Here is a 20,295-nt window from a genome sequence, read left to right on the forward strand (position 1 = left end):
CTAAAAATATTTGCAATTGTGAAATTATTTGTGTCTGTAATGCAATTAATTTCCATGGCGAAGCAATTACTGCCGTGATGTAAGGCGAGCGCGACTATGAACCTTCTTGCATGGCAGTATTTTTGTAACATCAGGGCGTAAAAAAACCTGCATCGCAACAACAACGAGGCAGGTTTTTTGGAGGGTATGTGCGGTAGCGGCGGCATATCGATTCGATAGGCACTGCCGCATGCAGCGCTCAGAACGCCAGGCGGCCCTGCAGATAGACCATGCGCGGTGCGCCCACCAGCTTGCCCAGGTTGCCGTCCGAAGTGCGTGTGAAGTAGCGCTTGTCGGCGAGGTTGTTGACGCCGGCGACCAGCTCCAGGCCCTTCTGGCCCGGCACTTTCCATTTCACTTGCGTGTTCCAGGTGCGAAAGCCTGGGATGACGCCAAGGTTGCCGGCCGGGTTTTCCGCCACGGTGTTGGCCTCGTCGGCGAACTGGCGGCTCTGGTGGCTGCTCGACAAATCGAAGCCCCAGGCACCCAGCTGCTAGTGGGCGCCGACGGTATCCGTGGTGCGCGAATAGAAGGGCACGTCATTGCCCGCGTTCACGCCATCCTGCAAGGTGGCCTTGGTGTAAGTGTAGGTGGCGTAGGCGTTCACGCCGGCCAGCGGGCCGGATTGGTCGAAATGGCGCGGGCAAGCAGGCGGCGCGACAACAGCGTGGCGTGGACATCCGGCGCAAGGGGATAAGAATGATAATGATTCTCATTTTATCCGTCAATTGCGCAAACTGCGTAGGGCTGGCTTTCTCCGCGCGGGGTGGGGAAGTGTTGCTGGCGCGGTACAGCGGGGCGCCTGGATTGCTGCTTGGCAGCATTGCTGGGGTGCGACGGCATTGCGCGCGCTTCTTGTATACTGCCGTTTTTGCAGCCGTCAGACGTGAAGGTACAATGAGCCAGACAACTGAAACGACACCAGGCAGTTCCTCCTCGGAACGCCGCCAGGGCGACCAGCCGGCAAGTGCTGCGCGCAAACTCAATCTGCTGGTGGTCGACGACAACCAGGAAGTGGGCGAATCGCTGGCCATGCTGCTCGAAGCGCTGGGCCACCACGCGGTGGTGGTGCGCAACTGGCAGATGGCCGTCGAGCAAGTCAAGCTGTGCGTGCCCGACGCCGTCTACCTCGACATCGAAATGCCCGGCATCAGCGGCATCGAAATCGGCCGCCGCCTGCGCCACAATCCCGAGACGGCCAACGCCGTGCTGATCGCCGTCACCGGCCACAGCCTGCCCATGTACATGGACGACGCGCTGGCCGTGGGCTTCCGCCACTTCCTCGTCAAACCCGTGCGCCTGGAAGACCTGGCGACGACGGTGCAGTCGGTGCTGACGGGCTAGTCTTTCCACTGCCACACCTGATGAGTAGTCAGGTGTTCAGCGCTGCGGCGCGAAACTGCAAGCCGAGTGCATGCGTCACCTTCAAAATGGTGTCGAAGCTGGGATTGCCTTCGCCGGACAAGGCCTTGTACAAGCTTTCCCGTCCCAGTCCCGTATCTTTGGCAAGTTGCGTCATGCCGCGCGCCTTGGCAATGTTGCCGAGCGCTTTGGCGATGAACGATGCGTCGTCGCCGGCTTCCTCCAGGCAAGCTTCAAAGTAGGCGACGATATCCTCTTCGGTCTTGAGGTGCTGTGCGCTATCCCACTTGTTGAGTTTTTGTACCATCAGACCTCCTGGAGTGTTTGCGCGAGCCGCTGCGCCGTTTTGATATCTTTCGCTTGTGTTGATTTGTCGCCGCCAGCGAGCAGGATAATTATTTCCATGCCTCGCTGGGTGAAATAAACGCGGTAACCGGGACCACAATCAATCCGCATTTCCGAAACGCCGCCACCGACAGGCTTGCAATCGCCAAAGTTGCCATCTTCGGCGCGATCAATGCGGGCCTGGATGCGGAAAAAAGCTTTTCGATCCTTCAGCTGGCTGAACCAGTCATCGAACGTGGTGGTGGTGTGGATGCTTTTCACGCATACAAGTGTATTCTTTGGGATACGATAAATCAAGCGTATGCATCAAGTTTGACTGCCGCGCACAGGTTGGATTTTTTCTGATGCACTCGCCTGACATGCTGCGGGAGAAGAGGGCTGATGTTGCCTCATGCATGTGTGCTGGAATGAAAAAAGGTTACAGGCCGAAGCATGTAACCCTTTTATTTACCGCTAATACTGTGGGGTGGCTTAGAACTGGGCAAACGCCGCTTTGCTTTTTCATGCGAGCGCATTGATGCCATCAAGGGTCTAGCAGACTGTTTCCGGCCAATGTACCCTGGACTAAACCCCAATGCAGTTGACTGCGTGCTGGGACGGTTGTTCGCCAATTGTAAGCGACTGGACATCACGGTGCGTGACCTGGCCAAGTCATTCGGCGCAAGCCACATGACTTACCTGCGGGCATCGAATAAGATAAACGGCCATGTTAGAGCGCTCGAACAACTTACAGCTGGATGCCTGGAGGAGAGTTTATTCGCCATGGGCTGGTAAATTTCTAGTTTTGCGGTCTGATCTATTAGTATAGATGCGGGTGTCTTAGGTCGATTTCCTTCGATATTTTGTTTTACTATCGGCTGGACGCGAAATATTTTATTTTAATAAATTGACGTTTTTTACATCGAAAGAATATATGCGCGATCCGCAAATTTTGCATGAAATGTTTCTACCTCTGTGGGAGGATGCGCAGGTGCAAGACAGCTATAGCCGCCCAGGCTATCTAGCCCATTACACAAGCATTCCTACCATGGAATCTATTGTTCGGAATGATGAACTTTGGTTGTCAAATCCCTTATTTATGAATGACATTGAAGAGTTGAGGTTCGGAGTCAATATTGGAGCTCACGAATTTCGTCTGCACCAGGGAATTAGAGATGCATGTGGAAATGATGTAAGGTACGAGGTTCTTCGGCTGGCATTTGAGGAACGTTTGGATCTCATCAGCAATGAAAATGCCTTCGATACCTACTTGTTGTCGTTTGCAGAACACTGTGTCGATAAAGACTCTGACGGCAGTTTGTCAATGTGGCGGGGATATGGGGTAAATGGTAATGGTGTGGCATTAGTAATTGATCTTGCTCAGGTGCCAACAATTAAGGACTCTCCATTTATTCTCTCAAAAGTATTTTATGCTAGTGGCGCCCAGCGCGTGGACTGGATCAAGAAGAAGTTGGATGCGTTTGCCGATTTGTTGGCAAACGATAAAGCTTTACCAGAAGCATCCTTTCCGCAGGTGGTTTCCAATTTGCTGGAGCGGCTTGTAATCTTTGCGCTATTCTCGAAGCATGATGGCTTCAAGGAAGAACGGGAATGGCGACTGGTTTACCTCAAGGACCGAGACGTTAATAAAAAGTTTGTTGATATGCTGAGCTATGCCATAGTTGAAGGTGGAGTGCAGCCGAAAATGAAGTTTAAGACGAGTGCTTTAGAGCGTATTTCGGGTAAGCCTTTTTCATTTAGAGATGCCCTTCACTCAATTATTCTTGGTCCCTCCATCTCAAACAGCCTTGCTGTAACCTCTGTCAGTAGGATGTTTTCATCGCTGTCTCTGTTTGATGTTGCTGGTAAGGTTAAGGCCTCATCCACCCCGTACCGCGGCAAGTAAGGATGTTTGTCAGCCAATATCAGTTTACAGCGGTGTTACAGCTCATGTATGTTTCGGTCAATCTCGCAGCACTAACGCCTAAAGCCCGCATATACGGGCTTTTTTGCATTCTGCGAGATGATTTCTCAGCAGCGAAAGAGGTGATCTGTCTCGATCCGCTTCACAGCGGGGGGGATTGTTTCCTTATGCTTGCCCACTTCGGTGGGCTTTTTTATTTGTTAATGATAGTGCCCAGCTGCGCCCACATCAACCACAGGCGTATGGCATTCCTTGTGCAATGGTTTGCAGACGTCTGCACAAAGTTTTTTAGAGGTAAGCTAGGTCTATAATGTATTTTCACCAATAAATAACGGGAGTGCAATATGACTGGTTTTACTAAGGGTATGGTTGTTCAGTTGGTTAGCGGTGGTCCGAAGATGTCGGTTGCTGATGTTGGCGACTATAGTCCAGTCGCTGTGGATGGTGTGAAATGTGTTTGGTTTGACGACAAGAATATCAAGTGTGATTCTATTTTTGACGCCGCCATACTCAAGGAATATGTCCCACCTACGATACGTTTCGCTTGACACTACAGATTCAGTCCCACACTGCCGCCTTCGGGCGGTTTTTTTATTTGGACAAGCTTATGCACTCAGGAACGTTTCCAGAAAGTCAGCTGATCGGATGCTACGCACCGGCGAACTTGCGCTCAGTTATGCCAGCTTTCCGCTGAGCTAATGACGTGGGTGGACGCGTTGGAAAGCTGAGAAATTCGTTGGAAAATACAAAAAAGGGTTACAAGCCGAAGCATGTAACCCTTTGATTTTCCTACGCATTCTGTGGGGTGGCTGATGGGGCTCGAACCCACGACAACAGGAATCACAATCCTGGACTCTACCAACTGAGCTACAGCCACCACTGTCTTACTTACCTGTTTAGCTGTTTTGCTGAACAGGTGCCGAATTATACAAAGAACTCGGCGAAGTGGCAAATCTAAATGCAGTCTTTTTTAAAGAATCGGAAGATTGCATGAAAACGCTCGCTTTTGCTCACACCTCTCACACGGACAGATGTGTGACGGGCGGCTGCAAGTCCAGCAAGCCGGCGAAGGCTTTCGCCAATGCTTCGACCTTGGCCGTCGTGTAGCCCTGCAGCCGTGGCGCCTCGTTGTCGATGCGGCGCAGGCTTGCCGCGTCGAGCAAGCGGGCCAGCTGGCGCGCCACGGCGTCGCCTGTGTCCACCAGGGTGATCTGTTCCTGCGTATGCGCGCGCACCGTGCGGACGATGGCGTCTTGCACGAAGGGGTAGTGCGTGCAGCCGAGCACCAGGGTGTCGACGCCTTGCGCCAGCATGGGAGCGATGTAGCGTTCCAGCATGGCGCTGGTGGCGTCCTGCGGGTCATTGCCCAGCTCGCACTGCTCGATGCGGTCGGCCAGGCCGATGCAGGGCTGCAAGATGAACGTGGCGCCCGTGGCGGCGCTCACCTGTTCGCGCAGGGCCAGCAGCTTGTCGCCGCGCAAGGCGCGTTCCGTGGCCAGCACGGCGATCTTGCCGTTGCGGCTGATGGACGCCGCCGGTTTCAGGCCCGGTTCAACGCCGACGATGGGCAGGTCGGGGTAGCGCGCGCGCAGCGCCCTGATGGCGGCGATGGTGGCCGTGTTGCACGCCACCACCAGTGCTTTCGCGCCTTGCTGCAATAAGAAGGCGGTGATGGCCAGCGAACGGTCGACCACTTGCTGTTCCGTCTTGTCGCCATACGGCGCATAGGCGGAATCGGCAAAGTACATCAAATCTTCCTGCGGCAGCTGCGCGCGGATATGGCGCAGCACCGACAGGCCGCCCACGCCGGAATCAAAAATGCCGATGGGCGCGTCCGGGCGGGCAATGCTTGCAGTAAAAGTCATAGGGAACCGTTGAAGATAAAAAAACGCCGCGCTGATGTTGCCGCGCGGCGTCTATGGTAGAGCTTGTTTAAGCGACCGTCACGGGAATCTTGCTGACGCTATTGAGTTGCTCGATCTTCGCCTGCCATTCTTTCGGGCCCGTGTTGTGCACCGAAGTGCCTTTCGCATCCACGGCCACCGTCACCGGCATGTCGACCACGTCAAATTCGTAGATCGCTTCCATGCCCATGTCGGCAAAGCCCAGCACCTTGGCGTGCTTGATTGCTTTCGACACCAGGTAGGCGGCGCCGCCCACGGCCATCAGGTAAGCCGACTGGTGGCGCTGGATCGATTCGATGGCGACGGGGCCACGCTCGGCCTTGCCGATCATGGCGATCAGGCCGGTTTTTTCCAGCATCATGTCGGTGAACTTGTCCATGCGCGTGGCGGTCGTCGGACCGGCCGGGCCGACGGCTTCGTCGCGTACCGGGTCGACCGGACCCACGTAGTAAATGACGCGGTTCTTGAAGTCGACCGGCAACTCTTCGCCACGGGCCAGCATGTCCTGGATGCGCTTGTGCGCAGCGTCGCGGCCCGTCAGCATCTTGCCGTTCAACAGCAAGGTCTGGCCCGGCGTCCAAGAAGCGACTTCTTCTTTCGTCAGGGTGTTCAAGTCGACGCGTTTGGATTTTTCCGTGTCCGGCGTCCAGTGCACTTCCGGCCATGACGACAGCGACGGCGGCGTCATGTAGGCGGGGCCGGAGCCGTCCAGCACGAAGTGACCGTGGCGCGTGGCGGCGCAGTTCGGGATCATGGCGACCGGCTTCGACGCGGCGTGCGTCGGGTGCATCATGATTTTCACGTCGAGTACGGTCGTCAGGCCGCCCAGGCCTTGCGCGCCGATGCCCAGCGAGTTGATCTTGTCGCACAGTTCGATACGCAGTTCTTCCAGCTTGTTTTGTGGGCCGCGTTGCTTCAGCTCAAACATGTCGATGTCTTCCATCAACACTTCTTTTGCCATCAACATGGCTTTCTCAGCCGTGCCGCCGATGCCGATGCCCAGCATGCCAGGCGGGCACCAGCCGGCGCCCATCGTTGGCACCGTCTTCATGACCCAGTCCACCAGCGAGTCGGACGGATTCATCATGATCATCTTGGATTTGTTTTCCGAACCGCCGCCCTTGGCAGCGACTTTCACGTCGACGGTATTGCCTTCGACCAGTTCCATGTGCACCACGGCTGGCGTGTTGTCCTTGGTGTTCTTGCGGTCGAAATGCGGGTCGGCCACGATGGAGGCGCGCAGCTTGTTGTCGTCGAAGTTGTACGCGCGGCGCACGCCTTCGTTGACGGCGTCGGTAACCGTGCCGGAGAAGCCTTCGAAGCGCACGCCCATGCCGATTTTAAGGAAGACGTTGACGATACCCGTGTCCTGGCAAATCGGACGCTTGCCTTCCGCGCACATGCGCGAGTTGGTCAGGATTTGCGCGATCGCATCTTTTGCCGCCGGGCTTTGCTCGGCCGCGTAGGCGCGCGCCAGGTGCTCGATGTAATCAGCAGGGTGGTAGTAGCTAATGTACTGCAACGCTGCGGCGACGGATTCGATCAGGTCTTCTTGCTTTATGACAGTCATGGTGTTCTCGCGGTGGATAAGAAGGGTAAGACTTTGATGCTGTTTGCTGTTTGCTAATCAATATAGGAGCGCCAGAAAAATGTTCAGGGCTAGGCGCCTTGCCGAAGGCAGTACGAATGTACGACTAGGCAAGGCAACAACGCCATGGACTTTTTTATGGATGCTCCTTAGTGGGGTGCCCTGGCCTGGTTCTGCGTCACCGTCATAATGCGGTCCGTGTACGCAATCGCCATCGCCGACAGGATGAAGACCATATGTATCACCGTTTGCGCGATGATCACTTCGATCTTGTACGAGTTGGCGTTGATGAAGGTCTTCAGCAGGTGGATGGACGAGATGCCGATGATGGCCATCGCCAGTTTCGTTTTCAGCACGGACGCATTCACATGCGACAGCCATTCCGGCTGGTCCGGATGGTCGTCCAGGTGCATGCGCGAGACAAACGTTTCATAGCCGCCGATGATGACCATGATCAACAGATTCGAGATCATGACCACATCGATCAAGCCCAGTACCACCAGCATGATGGTCGCTTCATTGAGCTTGGTCGGCAGGGCGCTGCCCGGTACGGCCACGGCCGTCAAGACGTGCTGCAGGGCCGCGTCATTGCCGAACACGGCGCCGATCAGGTCCGACAGTTCCACCCAGAAGTGAAATACGTACACGCATTGCGCGAGGATTAGGCCCAGGTACAGCGGCAGCTGCAGCCAGCGCGACATGAAGATGAAGGCGGACAGGGGATGCAGTTTGCTATGGGAGGGCTTTTGTGAGTGGTCGATCATCTGGAGTTTCCTGGGGGTAAATACCAATTTTTGGTATGCCCGACATTTTACACTCGCTGCTGATCACTGCGCATGCCCTCGATTTGGATTCTTGGCCTTGATGAAACACAAAGCGACGCCAGCTAATTGACTTGATATCAGTTTTTCCATCCAGAATGCTGGGCGGCGTACGCTTGACGCCCGTCGGCAGTGGCGATTATGGTTAGAATGGATCGAGGAAAACGTTGCATGTAAGGCGTCCGTAAGACAGCAGGAATATTGTGTTAAAAAACAATTACTACACTGGAGACTAGCATGGCCGCTATAGAGAACCAAGGGCAGGGCACTGAGCAGCAGGGACCGGAAGAGTCGCGCGTATTTCAACCGTCGGCAGCATTTGCCGCACAGGCAACGATTTCCGGCATGGACGCCTACCGCGCCATGGTGGCCGACGCCGAACGCGACTACGAAGGCTTCTGGGCCAAGCTGGCGCGCGAAAACCTGAGCTGGAAAAAACCGTTTACCCGCACCCTGAACGAAGACAACGCGCCGTTCTACAAGTGGTTCGAAGACGGCCTGTTGAACGTGTCCTATAACTGCCTGGACCGTAACATCGAAAATGGCCTGGGCGACAAGACGGCCATCATCTTCGAAGCCGATGACGGCACCGTCACCAAGGCAACGTATACCGAGCTGCACGAAAAAGTCTGCAAGTTCGCCAACGGCCTGAAAGCCAAGGGCATCGCCAAGGGCGACCGCGTGATCATCTATATGTCGATGTCCGTCGAAGGCGTTGCTGCCATGCAAGCCTGCGCGCGTATCGGCGCCACGCACTCCGTCGTGTTCGGCGGCTTCTCGGCGAAATCGCTGCAGGAACGCATCATCGACGCGGGCGCCGTGGCCGTCATCACGGGCGACGAGCAATTGCGCGGCGGCAAGAAGCTGCCATTGAAATCCATCGTCGACGAAGCGCTGGCGCTGGGCGGCTGCGAATGCGTGAAAAACGTCATCGTGTATAAACGCACGGGCAGCGACCTGCCGATGGTGGCCGGCCGCGACACCTGGCTGCACGACCTGGTCGAAGGCCAGAGCGCGCAATGCGAACCGGAATGGGTCGATGCCGAGCATCCACTGTTTATCTTGTACACCTCCGGTTCGACGGGCACGCCGAAGGGTGTGCAGCATTCGAGCGGCGGCTACCTGCTGTGGGCCGCGCTGACGATGAAGTGGAGTTTCGACATCAAGCCGGACGACGTGTTCTGGTGCACGGCCGACATCGGCTGGGTGACGGGCCACAGCTACATCGCGTATGGCCCGATGGCCGTGGGCGCCACGCAAGTGGTGTTCGAAGGCATCCCGACCTACCCGAACGCGGGCCGTTTCTGGGAAACCATCAAGAAGCACAACGTCAGCATCTTCTACACGGCGCCAACGGCCATCCGTTCGCTGATCAAGGCAGCCGACGTGGACCCGAAAGTCCATCCAAGCAACTACGACCTGACGAGCCTGCGTTTGCTGGGCACGGTTGGCGAGCCGATCAATCCGGAAGCGTGGATGTGGTACTACAAGCACATCGGCGGCGAGAAATGCCCGATTGTCGATACCTTCTGGCAAACGGAAACGGGCGGTCACATGATCACCCCGTTGCCGGGCGCCACGCCGATGGTCCCCGGTTCCTGCACCCTGCCATTGCCGGGCATCATGGCTGCCATCGTCGACGAAGCGGGCCAGGACGTGCCGAACGGCCAGGGCGGCATCCTGGTGGTGAAGCGTCCATGGCCATCGATGATCCGCACGATCTGGAACAACCCCGAGCGTTTCAAGTCCAGCTACTTCCCGGAAGAACTGGGCGGCAAGATGTACCTGGCAGGCGACGGCGCCATCCGCAACAAGGAAACGGGCTACTTCACCATCACAGGCCGCATCGATGACGTCTTGAACGTGTCGGGCCACCGCATGGGCACGATGGAAATCGAATCGGCCCTGGTAGCCAACCCGCTGGTGGCCGAAGCGGCCGTGGTGGGCCGTCCGGACGACACGACAGGCGAATCGATCTGCGCCTTCGTGGTGCTCAAGCAAGCGCGTCCGACAGGCGAGGAAGCGAAACGACTGGCGCTGGAGCTGCGCAACTGGGTCGGCAAGGAAATCGGCCCGATCGCGAAACCGAAGGAAATCCGTTTCGGCGACAACCTGCCAAAAACCCGCTCCGGCAAAATCATGCGCCGCCTGCTGCGCGTGCTGGCCAAGGGCGAGACGATCACGCAAGACGTCTCGACCCTGGAAAACCCGGCGATTCTGGATCAGTTGAAGGAAACGTCTTAAGAAGGTCAGTCCCTTCGGGATCGGCCTGCGCCCCACTGGGGCACAGGCCCCCGCCGGGTCTGACCCCAGCAGTTACTGGGCTGGGTGTTTCAAACTTTTACCCCAGGGTAAATAACTTTGGCAGTCTGTAGAATCTTTGCTATAATCTGCGGCTTCGCGACAAGCGATATGCAGTACACAATGTGAGCAAGCAAGACGCGCGCATTGCCTTCAGGAGAGATGGCTGAGCGGCTGAAGGCGCACGCCTGGAAAGCGTGTATAGGGTAATACTCTATCGGGGGTTCGAATCCCCCTCTCTCCGCCACGGATAGTAATTAAGTAAGATCAGGACGTCTCAGGAAGTCCCTCAAAAACCGCTTAGAGCCTTGATTCTAAGCGGTTTTTTCGTTTTTCGGCGTCTCAGGTCGTGTCAGCCCATTTCAATGCATCGCGCTTTTTTTAGGGTAGGTGATGCGGGATCGGCACCATACGTTTGATCGTCTACTCTTTTAATTTGCGCCATCTTGTCTATAGTGTTCTTTCAACACGTTGACGTGGAGGTGCATCATGCCAAAGATCATTGCTCCGCTGACTGACGCTCGTATCAAGAACGCCAAGCCACGCGAGAAGTTGTACAAACTGTTTGATGGCGACGGCTTGTATATCGAGGTGACGCCAAGCGGTTCGCGCATCTGGCGCTTCAAGTTCCGACAGGCCAACGGCAAGGACAACTTGCTGACCTTCGGCCCATATCCGGAAATCACGCTGCAGCATGCTCGCGAAAAGCGCCTGGAGACCCGCCGCCTGATGCTGCAAGGGATCGATCCCGGAAAGCACCGCGATGATGCCAAGCGGCTGTTGAAAGAGCGCGCCGCCAACACATTTGAAAAGATCGCCCGCGAGTGGCACGCCAACAAGGTGCCAACCTGGAGCGAGCGCACCGCCAAGAACGTCCTCCAACGGCTGGAGGCAGATATCTTCCCGGCCATTGGCCGCAGGCCCATCGATGAACTCAAGCACCTCGATGTAATCGCTGCGCTGCGCAAGATCGAGGAGCGCGGCGCAAGCGAAATCGCCCATCGGCAGAAGGCGGTATGTGCTTCAATTTTCAGCTACGCGATTCAATGCGGATTCACAGAGCGCAATCTGGTCACCGATATGAAGGATGTGTTGAAGACCGTCCGTGCCGGACACTTCGCCGCCATTGAAACCGATGAACTGCCGAAGTTTCTGGCCATTCTGGACCGCAACGAAGCACGCATGTTCGCGCCGACGCGCATTGCGCTGCGTCTGATGCTGCTGTGCTTTGTACGCACCAGCGAGTTGATCGAGACGCCCTGGAGTGAACTCGACCTGGAACGCGGCGAGTGGATCATTCCATGGCAGCGCATGAAGCGCGGCAAGCTGACAGTCAATCCGGATATGACCAACCATCACGTATGCCTGTCGCGCCAGGCGCTGGAGCTGCTGCGCGAACTGCACGCGATCACGGGTCGCAGCAAGTACCTGTTCCCGAATCAGCGCGACCACGAAAAGCCGATCAGCAATAACACGATACTGGTGGCGCTTGGACGCATGGGATACAAGGGCAAGATGACCGGCCACGGCTTCCGGGCGCTGGCCATGAGCACTATCAAGGAGCGCCTGGGCTACCGGCATGAAGTCGTGGACCGGCAACTTGCACATGCGCCGAAGGACAAGGTAGCCAGCGCCTATGACCGCGCCCAGTTCCTGGCGGAACGGCGCCGGATGATGCAGGATTGGGCCGACTATATCGATGCCGTCAGCGGCAAGGGCGCGCCGCCGCAGGCGCCCAGATTAACGCTGGTCAGCGGTGAATTCAGCCGGGATGGCGGAACAGGAGGGCACCATGTCTAAGTATGTACTGCGCCTCACGGATACGCTTATCAGGCAAGCTGCCCCCAAGGAAAAATTGCATAAACTAGCAATTTGAGCCTTTGTCCGGGCTGCAACGCTACCGGTCAATGCCAGTAACACCAGCCCAGTCCGCGCCGGTCGCAAATCTGCGTACTACGAAAAGCGCACTTGACGAAACGAACCGCTTGCAAACGTAGATATCAGGCATAGAATGAAGTTCTCTTATGTGGGAATCGCTCCCACGAGGGCATGCATCGAGCATGTCCCTGTGCTTAGCGGCATAGGCGTTGCGGTCGTCACCCGCCACCATGATACATAGCAGTTTCTGCTAGATATATCGCCGGGCCATGCAGAAGCATGCACATCTCGGCACGATAAAGCGCTGCCTTCAGCGCCTACATATCCCACAATCCGCAAGACGGATTGCCTGGATGATTGCGCCCGGTGGGCGCTTCCTCAAACAGGAGCAAGACTCCTGCCCCGATTGGTTCGCATGCCCCGCGAGGTAGCGCACCGTATGAACCACTGCATGGCTTTGCCGCAAGCCGCACCGTCAGCAGAAATGCCAGCGATGCGATGCCATCGCGACTGCCGCCAGCGCATGTGTTTCAGAGTCGCCAATATCGTCACCGCGAGTGCGATGCTGGCTTATATGCCGTCACATGCCATGGCTGCGTGCGCGCGTCGTTACTGGCGGCGTGCTGCCAGTGACGACGCGCCGCCGACGGCGTAGGCCCAGGCGGCAAGCGGAATTCCACCGCGTGATGTTGTTCAGTGACGGGGCCAGGCGCCCCCCATCGCAGGCAAGCCCTGCGATGTCTTTTGCCCGCTACGGGCTGATTAGTAGAAGTTGATCCGTGCACGATGTGCACTCCATGGACCCTGGGTGATTGGTCCCCGCTGCGGCAGCTTCCTCCGGGAGCGCGCAGCGGTGCCACACGCGCATGCGGCGCGGGCAGGCAGTAACAGCAACCGCATACACGGGAGTGGTGTCCCGAGGCCCTTGATTCAACCTTTTCTGCCGAGGCAGTGAGGGTGGCCAGAAACACTTACCAGACAGGATTACACCACGCGGCATCGATGTGAAAACCAAAGATCGAAGGGATGACTTTGCCATGCGCGACTTGAACTACCAGCTCAAGCAACTGTGTCACCGCAACCGGGATGGCAGCTTTGCGACGCAGGCCGACCGTGAGCGCTTGTTAAACCTGTGTGCCAACGACCTGGCGGAACGGGGCTTCCAGCATATGAGCGTGGACAGCCTGAAACCGAAGCATGTGGCGGCGCTGCTCGACAAGTGGAAGCAGGATGGTGTCAGTACCGGAACGATCAAGAATCGCATGAGCGCTCTGCGCTGGTGGGCAGAGAAGATCGGCAAGGAGAATGTCATTGCGCGCACCAACGGCGAATACGGTATCGCGGAGCGGGTGTTTGTCACCAATGTCACGAAGGCAAAGGTGCTCGACGCTGACACACTGGCCCGCGTGAATGATCCGTATACGCGCATGTCCTTGCAGTTGCAGGCGGCATTTGGTTTGCGGCGCGAGGAAAGCATCAAGATCAAGCCGGGATGGGCCGATGGCGGGAGCATCCTGCGGCTGCAGGATAGCTGGACCAAGGGTGGCAAGTACAGGGAGGTGCCGATCACAACCATGCAGCAGCGCGCCGTGCTGGAAGCGGCCAAGGCGCTGGCGGGCAAAGGTAGCTTGATTCCGGCGCAGTTGCGCTATCGGGACCAGTTGAACCGCTTTCGTGCGCAGTGCGACAAGGCTGGCATTCATGGCGTGCATGGGCTGCGCCATGAGTATGCGCAGCGGCGCTATGCCGAGTTGACTGGCCGACCTAGTCCAGCCTGTGGCGGCGCGACATCGAGGCAGCTGGATGCTTCACAAAAGTTGGCGGATAACGCTGCAAGGTTAAAAATTTCGGTGGAGATGGGGCATGGGCGTGAACAGGTCACCTCTATCTACCTTGGGAGATGACCGATCAGTTGTAGGGATAGAAGAGATCCAAAGAGGCAGCTCTGGCGCTGCGGGAACTATCGCGGAGAGTCAGCATGACTCTTCATTGTTTGCTGTTCATCAATCGAAGGAGAAACTTATGACAACGACGAGAAAATTCCTACGCTTGCCTGCTGTAATCGAGGCCACCGGCTGGTCCCGTGCCACAATCTGGCGCAAGGTGAAGGCGGGTGTGTTGCCAGCGCCTATTCCCATTGGTCCCAAATCTGTCGCGTGGGACGCGGGTGAAATTGCAGAATGGCAGCAACGCTGTATAGATGCTAGCCGTAGGGGTGTCTAAACGTGAGGTTGACCAACTGCTGGACGTTTTGGCTCCTTCGGCAGCAACTGTTGATACGCCTTTATTCCCTGGTAAAAGAGCTTGTGGTTAATCGTTTGCAAGCTCCTCACAGCGCGTGTGCGGTTGACCAGGGCGCCGGCACAGCGGTAGCCGTAGGTATCCGTTGTTGCAGCAATGTGAGCGAGCCACGGCGTTCTCTCGAGGTGATTGAGGCGAGTAGTGTCTTGAGCAAGTGCGTTCACGCTCTGGTGCATAATTGCTGGGCCACGCCAAATAAGGGCGAACCGGAGACATTAATCCGGGGCTGTGAATTTGACAGTTGCCGCTATGTCAACGATACTTTGGCACGCGTAAATGCTATATTATCGGCCCCTCTCTGAATTCCCTTCATTAACCTCATGCCGATTACATTGCCACAGCTGGAACGTCATCTATTTAAGGCCGCCGATATCTTGCGCGGCAAGATGGATGCCTCTGAATTTAAAGAATATATCTTCGGGATGCTGTTCTTGAAACGTTGCTCCGACGTGTTCGACCAGCGTCGCGAACAGGTTGTCGCGCAAGAAATAGCGGGGGGCAAGTCAGAGTCTGATGCAGAGGCCAGTGCCGAGCTCAAACGCTGGTACGGTCAGTCCTTCTACGTACCACCGACTTCGCGCTGGGACTATCTGGTCAACGAGGCCCACGTCGATGTCGGCGGGTTTCTCAACCGTGCGCTCGGCGGCCTGGAAAGTAACAACTCCAGCCTGGCCGAAGTGCTTGAACACATCGATTTTTCGCGCAAGGTCGGGCAGAGCAAGATTCCTGACATCAAGCTGCGTCAGCTGATCAGCCACTTCGGCACCTACCGTTTGCGTAACGAGGACTTTGAGTTCCCCGACCTGCTGGGCGCGGCCTATGAGTATTTGATCGGCGAGTTCGCCGACTCGGCCGGCAAGAAGGGCGGCGAGTTTTACACGCCGCGTTCGGTCGTGCGCATGATGGTGCGACTGGTCAAGCCCGAGCAGCAGCACAGTATCTACGATCCTTGCGTCGGCTCGGGCGGTATGCTGATCATGGCCAAGGAGTATATTGATGAGCATGGCGGCGATGGTCGCCGCGCCGACCTGTGCGGCCAGGAGGCGAATGGCACCGTCTGGTCTATCGCCAAGATGAACATGCTTTTGCACGGCATCAGCACTGCCGACTTGCGCAACGAAGACACGCTGGCCGAGCCGCAGCACGTCGAAGGGGGCGAGTTGATGCGCTTCGACCGCGTACTGTCGAATCCGCCCTTCTCGATCAACTGGGGCAGCGCCGACACCGACCGCAACGGCCAGTCCGTCTGGGCGCCCAAGTTCCGCGCCGAGCGTTTCCGCTACGGCGAGGTGTCCTTGGGCAGCAAGAAGGCCGACCTGATGTTCCTGCAGCACATGGTGGCCGTACTGCGCGACGGCGGGCAGCTTGCCACCGTGATGCCGCACGGCGTGCTGTTCCGGGGCGGCGAAGAGCGCGCCATCCGTGGCGCCATGATCGAGGCCGACCTGGTCGAAGCGGTGATCGGCCTGCCCGCCAACCTGTTCTACGGCACTGGTATTCCCGCCTGCGTGCTGGTGATGCGCCAGCGCCAGGGCAACGCCAGCGGCAAGGTGGCCGAGCGCCGTGGGCAGGTGCTGTTCATTAACGCCGACCGCGAGTATTTCGAAGGCCGCGCGCAGAATTACCTGCTGCCCGAGCATATCGAAAAAATCGTCAACACTTTTGAAAATTTCAAGGCCGAGCCGGGCTTTTCTGCCATTGTCAGCACGGCCACCTTGCGCGAGAATGACTACAACCTCAACATTCGCCGCTACGCCGACAACGCCATCGCGCCTGAGCCGCACGACGTGCGCGCCCACTTACTGGGCGGTGTGCCCAAGGCCGAAGTGGCGGCGAAGATGGAAATTCTTGCCGCGCACGGCCTCGATCCGCTGGCGCTGCTGACCGAACGCGACGCTCACTATTTCGACTTTGCGCCGCAACTGTCTACGCGCCAATCCATCAAGCTCGCCATCGAGACCAACCCAGGCTTGCTGCAGCGCGAACTAGCGGTGCGCGAAGCCTTTGACGCATGGTGGCGGGCGCACAGCCTGCGCATAATCGCCATTGCCGGCGCGGCCAGCATGGTGGGTCTGCGTAATGACCTGCTGCACAGCTTTGCTGATGCGATGGAGCCGGCCGGTGTGCTGGGACGCTTCCAGGTGCGCGGCATCGTTGCGGGATTCTGGGATGATGCCAAGTATGAATTCATGACCCTGATGGCGCGTGGCACCAAAGGCGTCGTCGATGCCTGGCGCACTAGCATACTGGCGGCGATGGATGACGAGCAAAGCAAGGACCAGCCATTTGAGCATAAGCTGGTCAAGTTCCTGATGGCCGACTTCGTTGATGCGCAGGCGGTGCTGGAAACGCGCAAGGCCGAGTTGGACAGCAAAATCAAGGCGGCTATGGCCAGCAAGAGCGCGGGTGAGGATGGTGATGAAGCCGAAGTTGCTGATGACGAGCCTGCTGTGGATGAAGCGCAGATCAAGGTTTGGAAAACGCAGCTTGGTGTGCTCAAGAAGGAGATCAAGGCGCAGGAGCTAAGCTTTACAGTTCGTCTCAATTTGGCTGTTGACGCGCTCGACGAAGCTGGCGCGGCCGACTTGCTGCTGACTATCTTGCGCAATGACATGGCGGCAATCGTGGCACGCTGCATCGACGCGCACCGGCAGCAGGTTATTGCTGAATTTGAAAATTGGTGGGATAAGTACCATATCACGTTGGATGATATCGAACGAGATCGGGATGTTGCCAATGAAGCCTTAAAATCGTTCTTGCATGGGTTACGGTATGTATGAAATCAATCCAGCGATGTTACGTTCGCTCGATGAGCTAGCAGATACAAATCCTGAGACACTTAGCTCGACGACGGCCCAGAATTTCCGTTTTAGATACGTCGACTTAGGTGCGACGAGTGCTGGCTCTATTCATTGGAAATCGGTCGCCGAGGTTTCTTACGCAACTTCACCAAGCCGGGCGCGCCGTGTCTTACGTTACGGTGATGTTCTTTTCGGAACTGTGCGCCCAAATTTACAATCACACGGTTACTTTGATCGGGAAAATATCGGCGCGGTTGTTGCATCGACCGGCTTTTCGGTTATTCGCGCAAAGGAAGGTGTGAGTGACTCACGATACCTTTTCCATTGTGTAATGAGCAGCCAAATTTCAATTCAGGCAAACCGTGATGCCGTTGGGTCTAGTTATCCTGCGCTGAACGATGGCGACGTTCGGCGATTTAAGGTCTTCACGCCACCAATCGTGGAACAGACTGCGATCGCTAAAATTCTCGACACGCTCGACACTATAATCCGCCAGACTGAAGCGATCATCGAAAAGCTCAAGCAAGTCAAGCAGGGGCTGCTGCACGACCTGCTGACGCGTGGCATCGGCGCTAACGGCGAACTGCGCCCACCGCAGAGCCAGGCGCCCCATCTCTACAAGGACTCGCCACTGGGATGGATCCCGACATCTTGGTGTACGGCAACTCTTGGCGAAATTGCTGAAATTCGGTCAGGTACGACACCTGCGAGAAGCTCATCGGCACGATATTACTGCGACGACGGAATACCATGGGTCAAAACGATGGATTTGAATGAAGGAGATATTCAGAAAACGAGTGAATCCATCACCGCAGTAGCATTGCGAGAATGTTCCTGTGAAAGACTGCCTGTTGGCAGTGTATTGATTGCAATGTACGGTGGTTGGGAGCAAATTGGGCGAACGGGAATTCTGCAGACGCCTGCAGCTACAAATCAAGCAATCAGTGCATTGATTTTTACTTCCGCAGACCTAGAACCGGAATATGTACTGCGAGCCGTTCAGCATGGACGGAAAAGATGGGCGGGTGTCGCTGCTAGCACACGGAAGGATCCCAACATTACAAAGGGCGACGTGCAATCCTTTCGGATCGCGTTGCCAAATGCGCGTTCCGAGCAGAAGGAGATTGTCCGGATTGTTTCGGCCGCGTTGGCTAAAATTACCTTGGAAATTGCTGGATTACATAAAATGATGGAAGAAAAAGCCGGTCTGATGGACGACCTTCTCACTGGTCGCGTCCGCGTTACACCGCTGCTCAACTCTCAAGGCGCGTAATTATGATCCCGACCCTGCCACAGGGTGAATCGTTCACCGTTGAATTTAAGAGCGACCGCAAGCGCCTGTCCGACAACGATCTGGTCGAGGCCGTCATTTGCCTGGCCAACGCCGACGGTGGCGAACTGTGGCTGGGTGTGGAAGACGATGGCACGCCGACGGGTCTGCATGCTGAACATATGCAACTGGCCGGACTGGCGGGTCTGGTGGCCGCGCGCACATCGCCGTCGCTGGCGGTCGTGGTCACGCCGGTCGCACTGGGCGCTGTGCATGTAGCGCGCATCGCCATACCCAAGGCGCATGGCGAAGTGGCGACCACCGGCGGCGTGTATCTGCGCCGGCGCCTGAAGGCCGACGGCCAGCCCGAATGCGTGGCGATGTTGCCGCATGAGCGAGCCAGCCGCGCCACCACCTTTGGCTTGGTGGATGCTTCTGCCCTGGCGGTGGCCGGTGCCAAGCTGAGTGACCTGGACCCGCTGGAGCGCGAACGCCTGCGCCAGAGCGTGCAGCAATATGGCGGCGACCGTGTGCTGCTTGAACTCGATGACGAAGCGCTCGATGGTGCGCTTGGATTGACCGCACGCCAGAGCGATGGCACGCGCGTGCCCACGCTGACGGGTCTGCTGTTGCTGGGCAAGGAGCTGGCGCTGCGCGAACTGGTCGGCACGCATGAATTCGCGTTCCAGGTGCTGGCGCGCGAGGCGGTCGGCTTCAACGAATTTCGCCGTTTTCCCCTGCTCAAGGCACTGGACTGGCTGGAGACGAATTTCCGCCCTTACAATCCCGAGCGTGAAATACAGGTCGGTCTGTTCCGCGTGCCCGTGCCCAAGGTGGACTTGGGCGCCTTCCGCGAGGCGGTCGCCAACGCGCTGGTACATCGTGACTATCACCGCATGGGCGCGGTGCATGTGCGGATGGACGACGAAGGGCTGACGATCAGCAACCCGGGTGGCCTGATGGATGGCGTGACGCTGGCGAACTTGTTGACCACCGAACCGCGACCGCGCAATCGCACACTGGCCGACGCGATGAAGCGCATCGGCGTGGTCGAGCGTTCGGGGCGTGGCGTCGACAAAATCTATCGCGGCATGTTGCGCTTCGGGCGTCCCGAGCCGGATTACCGGCGCACCGATGCCACCAGCGTCATCCTGCGCCTGGCCACGACGGATGCCGACGAGGCTTTCCTGAAGCGCGTGGTCGAGGAAGAGGGACGGCGCGGCAGTGCATTGCCGATCGACAGCCTGATCGCCCTGGCGGCGTTGCGTGGCCTGAAGCGCCTGACGACCGAGGAACTGGCCATCCATATCCAGCGAGAGCCGGCGCAAGCGAAGCGCACCCTGGAGGCTTTGGTTGAGGCTGGCCTTGCGCAAGCCCATGGCACGACGCGTGGCCGCACCTATACGCTTGCAGCCGGCGTTTATCAGGCTGAAGGGGGCAAGGCTGCTTACACGCGGCAGATGGGTTTCAGCAATCTCCAGCACGAGCAGATGGTGCTGAGCTATGTGCGACAGCATGGATCGGTGCGTCGTAGCGACGTAGCTGATTTATGTCGCCTGACCTCAATTCAGGCGAGGGATCTATTGAAGCGCCTCAGGCAGTCTGGGCGCCTGCAACAGCATGGCGAAAGGCGGGCGGCATATTACGTTCTGGGTGACGCTGAGTAGCTTGGGTTTATAGACGGTTTAGACGTCTTTGGACGTGGTTTTGGACCTGTTTTAGACGTCTTTCAATATTTTTCCCATTGAAATCAACGAACTATAGAACTGAACGGATACTTAT

The 20,295-nt window shown here is 57.2% G+C and carries 16 protein-coding genes and 2 tRNA genes; 11 read left to right on the top strand and 7 right to left on the bottom strand.

Features of this window, described 5'->3' with window-relative positions; translation table 11 throughout:
* Positions 1-238: 238 nt before the first annotated feature.
* Positions 239-508 carry a hypothetical protein gene (locus C8C92_RS28040; protein WP_347708461.1) on the bottom strand — a complete coding sequence of 90 codons (270 nt, stop codon included), beginning with the start codon at positions 506-508 and terminating at the stop codon, positions 239-241.
* A gap of 428 nt (positions 509-936) precedes the next feature.
* On the opposite strand from C8C92_RS28040, the gene C8C92_RS06845 reads away from it, so the two are divergent.
* The gene (locus C8C92_RS06845) at positions 937-1,383 is read left to right on the top strand and encodes a response regulator (protein WP_165829301.1); all 447 of its coding nucleotides are present in this window, start codon (positions 937-939) and stop codon (positions 1,381-1,383) included.
* A 28-nt stretch (positions 1,384-1,411) separates the two neighbouring features.
* Here C8C92_RS06845 and C8C92_RS06850 read toward each other — a convergent pair whose 3' ends face one another.
* Both C8C92_RS06850 and C8C92_RS06855 read right to left on the bottom strand, forming a co-directional pair.
* Positions 1,412-1,708, bottom strand: coding sequence for an addiction module antidote protein (locus C8C92_RS06850; protein WP_116743337.1), 297 nt, complete (start codon positions 1,706-1,708; stop codon positions 1,412-1,414).
* Positions 1,708-2,007: a type II toxin-antitoxin system RelE/ParE family toxin gene (locus tag C8C92_RS06855; protein ID WP_116745866.1), complete on the bottom strand. Its 300-nt coding sequence runs from the start codon at positions 2,005-2,007 to the stop codon at positions 1,708-1,710. The genes C8C92_RS06850 and C8C92_RS06855 overlap by 1 nt, the downstream gene beginning before the upstream one ends.
* A 652-nt stretch (positions 2,008-2,659) precedes the next feature.
* On the opposite strand from C8C92_RS06855, the gene C8C92_RS06860 reads away from it, so the two are divergent.
* Positions 2,660-3,631 (top strand): DUF2971 domain-containing protein, encoded by a 972-nt coding sequence (locus C8C92_RS06860; RefSeq protein ID WP_243420132.1) that lies wholly within the window; start codon positions 2,660-2,662, stop codon positions 3,629-3,631.
* A gap of 362 nt (positions 3,632-3,993) precedes the next feature.
* Entirely contained in the window at positions 3,994-4,197 is a 204-nt protein-coding gene (locus tag C8C92_RS06870) for a DUF2158 domain-containing protein (RefSeq protein ID WP_116743339.1), read from the top strand.
* 253 nt (positions 4,198-4,450) lie between these two features.
* On the opposite strand, the gene C8C92_RS06875 is transcribed toward C8C92_RS06870, so the two are convergent.
* The 4 genes from C8C92_RS06875 to C8C92_RS06890 form a co-directional block, all read right to left on the bottom strand.
* A tRNA-His gene (locus C8C92_RS06875) sits at positions 4,451-4,526 on the bottom strand.
* Between the two features lie 142 nt (positions 4,527-4,668).
* The gene (gene murI, locus C8C92_RS06880; RefSeq protein WP_116743340.1) at positions 4,669-5,514 is read right to left on the bottom strand and encodes a glutamate racemase; all 846 of its coding nucleotides are present in this window, start codon (positions 5,512-5,514) and stop codon (positions 4,669-4,671) included.
* 67 nt (positions 5,515-5,581) lie between these two features.
* Positions 5,582-7,123 (bottom strand): fumarate hydratase, encoded by a 1,542-nt coding sequence (locus tag C8C92_RS06885; RefSeq protein ID WP_116743341.1) that lies wholly within the window; start codon positions 7,121-7,123, stop codon positions 5,582-5,584.
* Positions 7,124-7,290: 167 nt separating this feature from the next.
* Positions 7,291-7,905: a YqhA family protein gene (locus tag C8C92_RS06890; protein WP_071079162.1), complete on the bottom strand. Its 615-nt coding sequence runs from the start codon at positions 7,903-7,905 to the stop codon at positions 7,291-7,293.
* Between the two features lie 294 nt (positions 7,906-8,199).
* On the opposite strand from C8C92_RS06890, the gene acs reads away from it, so the two are divergent.
* The 8 genes from acs to C8C92_RS06930 all read left to right on the top strand — a co-directional run bounded on the left by acs (position 8,200) and on the right by C8C92_RS06930 (position 20,180).
* Entirely contained in the window at positions 8,200-10,206 is a 2,007-nt protein-coding gene (gene acs, locus C8C92_RS06895) for an acetate--CoA ligase (RefSeq protein WP_116743342.1), read from the top strand.
* Positions 10,207-10,419: 213 nt separating this feature from the next.
* A tRNA-Ser gene (locus tag C8C92_RS06900) sits at positions 10,420-10,510 on the top strand.
* Positions 10,511-10,752: 242 nt separating this feature from the next.
* Positions 10,753-12,063 (top strand): integrase arm-type DNA-binding domain-containing protein, encoded by a 1,311-nt coding sequence (locus C8C92_RS06905; RefSeq protein ID WP_116743343.1) that lies wholly within the window; start codon positions 10,753-10,755, stop codon positions 12,061-12,063.
* Between the two features lie 1,082 nt (positions 12,064-13,145).
* Complete coding sequence (locus C8C92_RS06910) at positions 13,146-14,045, top strand: phage integrase N-terminal domain-containing protein (RefSeq protein ID WP_243420133.1); 900 nt, start codon at positions 13,146-13,148, stop codon at positions 14,043-14,045.
* A 118-nt stretch (positions 14,046-14,163) separates the two neighbouring features.
* Complete coding sequence (locus tag C8C92_RS06915) at positions 14,164-14,364, top strand: AlpA family transcriptional regulator (protein ID WP_116743345.1); 201 nt, start codon at positions 14,164-14,166, stop codon at positions 14,362-14,364.
* Positions 14,365-14,762: 398 nt separating this feature from the next.
* Positions 14,763-17,222 (top strand): class I SAM-dependent DNA methyltransferase, encoded by a 2,460-nt coding sequence (locus C8C92_RS06920; RefSeq protein ID WP_116743346.1) that lies wholly within the window; start codon positions 14,763-14,765, stop codon positions 17,220-17,222.
* Entirely contained in the window at positions 17,215-18,516 is a 1,302-nt protein-coding gene (locus C8C92_RS06925; protein WP_165829303.1) for a restriction endonuclease subunit S, read from the top strand. The genes C8C92_RS06920 and C8C92_RS06925 overlap by 8 nt, the downstream gene beginning before the upstream one ends.
* 2 nt (positions 18,517-18,518) lie before the next feature.
* Complete coding sequence (locus C8C92_RS06930; RefSeq protein ID WP_116743348.1) at positions 18,519-20,180, top strand: crosslink repair DNA glycosylase YcaQ family protein; 1,662 nt, start codon at positions 18,519-18,521, stop codon at positions 20,178-20,180.
* Positions 20,181-20,295: the final 115 nt, after the last annotated feature.

Origin of the sequence: Janthinobacterium sp. 78 (assembly GCF_003096775.1) — a bacterium.
Taxonomy (GTDB): domain Bacteria; phylum Pseudomonadota; class Gammaproteobacteria; order Burkholderiales; family Burkholderiaceae_D; genus Janthinobacterium; species Janthinobacterium tructae.

Coding starts and splice junctions, on each gene's coding strand:
- C8C92_RS06870 (WP_116743339.1), top strand. CDS start 3,994: ATGACTGGTTTTACTAAGGGTATGGTTGTTCAGTTGGTTAGCGGTGGT.
- C8C92_RS06890 (WP_071079162.1), bottom strand. CDS start 7,905: ATGATCGACCACTCACAAAAGCCCTCCCATAGCAAACTGCATCCCCTG.
- C8C92_RS06920 (WP_116743346.1), top strand. CDS start 14,763: ATGCCGATTACATTGCCACAGCTGGAACGTCATCTATTTAAGGCCGCC.
- murI (WP_116743340.1), bottom strand. CDS start 5,514: ATGACTTTTACTGCAAGCATTGCCCGCCCGGACGCGCCCATCGGCATT.
- C8C92_RS06930 (WP_116743348.1), top strand. CDS start 18,519: ATGATCCCGACCCTGCCACAGGGTGAATCGTTCACCGTTGAATTTAAG.
- acs (WP_116743342.1), top strand. CDS start 8,200: ATGGCCGCTATAGAGAACCAAGGGCAGGGCACTGAGCAGCAGGGACCG.
- C8C92_RS06885 (WP_116743341.1), bottom strand. CDS start 7,123: ATGACTGTCATAAAGCAAGAAGACCTGATCGAATCCGTCGCCGCAGCG.
- C8C92_RS06915 (WP_116743345.1), top strand. CDS start 14,164: ATGACAACGACGAGAAAATTCCTACGCTTGCCTGCTGTAATCGAGGCC.
- C8C92_RS06860 (WP_243420132.1), top strand. CDS start 2,660: ATGCGCGATCCGCAAATTTTGCATGAAATGTTTCTACCTCTGTGGGAG.
- C8C92_RS06845 (WP_165829301.1), top strand. CDS start 937: ATGAGCCAGACAACTGAAACGACACCAGGCAGTTCCTCCTCGGAACGC.
- C8C92_RS06850 (WP_116743337.1), bottom strand. CDS start 1,708: ATGGTACAAAAACTCAACAAGTGGGATAGCGCACAGCACCTCAAGACC.
- C8C92_RS06925 (WP_165829303.1), top strand. CDS start 17,215: ATGTATGAAATCAATCCAGCGATGTTACGTTCGCTCGATGAGCTAGCA.
- C8C92_RS06905 (WP_116743343.1), top strand. CDS start 10,753: ATGCCAAAGATCATTGCTCCGCTGACTGACGCTCGTATCAAGAACGCC.